The organism is Burkholderia sp., assembly GCF_018375725.1.
GTDB lineage: Bacteria > Pseudomonadota > Gammaproteobacteria > Burkholderiales > Burkholderiaceae > Burkholderia.
The window spans coordinates 1-2,121 of sequence record NZ_JAHACR010000461.1 but is presented as its reverse complement, the minus strand read 5'-3'; the positions used below and the strand labels follow the sequence as shown (position 1 = coordinate 2,121).

The 2,121-nt window shown below is 68.4% G+C and carries 3 protein-coding genes; all 3 read right to left on the bottom strand.

Going from position 1 to position 2,121, the window contains the following annotated elements; translation table 11 throughout:
* A partial coding sequence (locus KH616_RS24375) for a polysaccharide biosynthesis/export family protein (RefSeq protein ID WP_292253789.1) occupies positions 1 to 713 on the bottom strand: 713 nt, incomplete at its 3' end.
* Positions 707 to 1,150 (bottom strand): low molecular weight protein-tyrosine-phosphatase, encoded by a 444-nt coding sequence (locus KH616_RS24370; protein ID WP_292253788.1) that lies wholly within the window; start codon positions 1,148 to 1,150, stop codon positions 707 to 709. The genes KH616_RS24375 and KH616_RS24370, both read right to left, overlap by 7 nt.
* 15 nt (positions 1,151 to 1,165) lie before the next feature.
* On the bottom strand, positions 1,166 to 2,121 hold a 956-nt coding region (locus KH616_RS24365), incomplete at its 5' end, for a UDP-glucose/GDP-mannose dehydrogenase family protein (RefSeq protein WP_292253786.1).

Below are 2,121 nucleotides of genomic sequence, written 5' to 3'. Positions count from 1 at the left end.
AGCCGTACGCGCTGCAGGTCGGCTTCGGCGGTCGAGCCGCCCGAGCGCGAAATCGCATCGACGAGCGTGAGCGGCACGTCGGTCATCGCGAGCGGGCCCGGCTGCTTCACCTCGCCCGTGACCTGAACCTTCTGGCTGCGGTACGACAGCACCCGCACATCGAGCTGTGGATGCTTCACGTAACGTGCGAGGCTCGCGGCCAGCTCGTCGCGGATCTGCACGACCGTCTTGCCCGCCGCGCGCATGCGGCCGACGAACGGGAAGTAGATCGTGCCGTCGGCGCCCACGGTCTGGCCGTACGGGTCGGCCTGGCCCGGCAGCGACGACGTGTACGGCGCCTGCAGCGCGCCGGCGATCGTCTGCGTCGAGTTGCCGCCGCTCGAGAACGCCTGGCCTTGCGGCGTCGTCAGTTCGGGGTGATCCCACACCGTCACGCCGAGGATGTCCTGCGGCGCGACGCGATAGACGTATTGCGACGGATCGGCATAGCGCGACGGCGGCAGCGGATGCGTGTCGCGCTGCCGCGCTTCCTGTTGCGACACGACCAGCTGCGCGTCGATGTAGTGCACCGGGTACGTTTCGGTCGGCTGCGCGCGCGGCGCTTCCTTGAGCCGCGACGCGTCGAGGTAATTGCCCGGCGCGGTCGAACATGCCGACAGAAAGGACGTCAGCGCAATGGCGAGCGCCACGGGGCGCAGCGAGTGAGTCAGCATAGTTTTTGCAGCCATCCTTGAACCAGGCGTTCGATCAATGTGTAGCTTTCGCGATAGTCGGCCTCGGGGCCGCCATGCGGATCGGCGATATCGGCGTCCTCCCACTTGCCCAGCAGATGCACCTTGCCGCGCGCGAACGGATCGACCGCCTCGACCGCCGCGATCTGCGCACGCTCGCTGACGAGGATCAGATCCGCGTCGCGCACGATGCCGCGGGACAGGCGGCGCGAGCGATGCATCGATGCGTCGACGCCGCGCTCGGCCAGCAGCCGGTGCATCACCGGATCGATGCCGTCGCCGTCGTTCGCTTCGACGCCCGCCGACTGGAACGACACGCGCGGGCCGCCGGCCCCGGCAGCGAGCGACCTGAACAGCAGCTCGGCCGCCGGACTCCGGCAGACATTCGCGTGACAGACGATCAGGACGTTTCGGAACATGGCGTGTAGCGGCGCTTACGCATGTGCGTGCGCGAGCCCCGGCATCCGTGCGGCGACCGCCTGGCGCGAGCCGGGCCGGCCGATCGGGTGATACTCGATGCCGAGTTCGCTCATCGCGTCCGGCTCGTAGAGATTGCGGCCGTCGAAGATCACGGGCGCCTTCCACAGCGCGCCCAGCGCCGCGAAATCCGGGCTTTTGAATGCCTTCCATTCGGTGACGATCGCGAGCGCGTCGGCGTCGCGCGCCGCCTGCGCCTCGTCGTCGACGTATGTCAGGCGTTCGAGCCAGCCCGGGTGATTCGCGAGATCGAGCGCAATCACGCGTTTCGCCTCGCGCGCCGCAACCGGATCGTAGGCGCGGACGTGCGCGCCGCGCGACAGCAGCTCGGCGATCAGCGCGCGGCTCGGCGCCTCGCGCATGTCGTCGGTGTCCGGCTTGAATGCCAGCCCCCAGACGCCGATCGTGCGGCCCGCCAGATCCTCGCCGAACCGCGCGACGATCTTTTCGGCGAGCACGCGCTTTTGCGCCGCGTTGACCGACGACACCGCCTGCAGGACCCGCAGCGCCTGCCCGTGCTCGGCGGCCGTGCGGATCAGGGCGTCGACATCTTTCGGGAAACATGAACCGCCGTAGCCGCACCCCGCATACAGGAAGTGATAGCCGATGCGCGGATCGGCGCCGATCCCGCGCCGCACCGCCTCGATGTCCGCACCGAAGCGGTCGGCGAGATTCGCCAGTTCGTTCATGAACGAGATGCGCGTCGCGAGCATCGCGTTGGCCGCGTATTTCGTGAATTCCGCGGACCGCACATCCATATAGAGCGTGCGCTCATGGTTGCGGTTGAACGGCGCGTAGAGTTTCTTCATCACCTCGCGCGCGCGTTCGCCCGGCATGTCGCTGTCGCAGCCGATCACAATGCGGTCCGGCCGCGTGAAATCCTCGACCGCCGCGCCTTCCTTCAGGAACTCGG